Raw genomic sequence first — 1,391 nt, 5'->3', positions numbered from 1 at the left:
TGGGGGTATACGTCGAGGGGGTGGTGGATGGAGTTGTGGTCGATGAGTGGGGCGGGCTGGTGAAGGCGCGTAACCGCAGGCTGTTGCTGACGACGAACACGCTGGACAACGCCATGGCGGCGCCAGCCAGCATGGGGTTGAGCAGTCCCAGCGCGGCCAGCGGTATCGCGGCGATGTTGTAGGCGAATGCCCAGAACAGGTTCATTTTGATCGTTTTCAGAGTGCTGCGTGCCAAGGCGATCGCGTCGGCGGCAGCGTTGAGGTCGCCGCGGACCAGGGTGATGTCGGCGGCATGCATGGCGGCGTCGGTGCCGGTGCCCATCGCCAGCCCGAGATCGGCGTGGGCCAGGGCAGCGGCGTCGTTGACGCCGTCGCCGATCATGGCCACAACCTTGCCTTCGGATTGCAGATCGGTGATGACGGCGGCCTTGTTGGCCGGCAAGACGTTGGCGATGACGGTGTCGATCCCGACCTCAGCGGCGACGGTGTCGGCGACGGTCTGGTTGTCGCCGGTCAGCAGGATGGGCGTCATACCCAGTGCGGTGAGCCGGGCGATGGCGTGTGCGCTGGTGGGTTTGATCGCATCGGCGACCGCCAGGACCGCATGAGCGCGGCCGTTCCAGCCGACGAGTACGGCGGTCTGTCCGGCTTCCTCAGCGGCGGCCTGTGCCTCGTTGAGGTGGGGGTCATCCACGGCGATGTCGTGTTCGGCCAGCAGCGTCGGACGCCCGACGGTGACAACTCGTCCCTGGACCGTGCCGCGCACGCCTCGACCTTCGAAGCTGCGGAAGTCTTCGACCTCGTCGAGCTGTCCGACTTCGGCGGCTGCACCAGCAGCAATGGCGGCCGCGACGGGGTGCTCGGAGGCGTTTTCCACCGCTCCAGCGAGGGCGAGCACGTCGGCGCGAGTGGTGGTGGGGGAGGTGGTGACCTGGACGAGTGTCATCTGGCCCGTGGTGACCGTGCCGGTTTTGTCTAGGACAACGGTGTCGATGGTTCGGGTGGATTCGAGGACTTCGGGGCCTTTGATCACGATGCCGAGTTGGGCTCCGCGGCCGGTACCGACCAGCAGTGCGGTCGGGGTGGCCAGTCCCAGCGCGCAGGGGCAGGCGATGATCAGCACAGCGACCGCGGCGGTGAACGCCGCTTGCAGGGGATAGCCGGCGCCGATCCACGCGCCGAGGACTGCGATGGCGACGGTGATGACCACCGGCACGAAGACGCTTGAGATCCGGTCGGCCAGTCGCTGGGCGTGGGCCTTGCCGGTCTGGGCGCGTTCGACCATCGCGGCCATTTGCGCGAGTTGGGTGTCTGCCCCCACGCGGGTCGCCCGCACCCGTAGGTGTCCGCCGGCGTTGACTGTCCCGCCGGTCACGGTGTCGGCGGGGGCA

1 protein-coding gene is annotated in these 1,391 nt (G+C 68.0%); it reads right to left on the bottom strand.

Annotated elements, in window-relative coordinates; translation table 11 throughout:
* On the bottom strand, positions 1 to 1,391 hold a 1,391-nt coding region (locus Q9R39_RS24635), incomplete at both ends, for a heavy metal translocating P-type ATPase (RefSeq protein ID WP_311278452.1).

Origin of the sequence: Gordonia sp. AC31, assembly GCF_031844505.1 — a bacterium.
Lineage (GTDB): Bacteria > Actinomycetota > Actinomycetes > Mycobacteriales > Mycobacteriaceae > Gordonia > Gordonia hongkongensis.
This window is presented reverse-complemented; position numbering and strand designations above follow the sequence as displayed.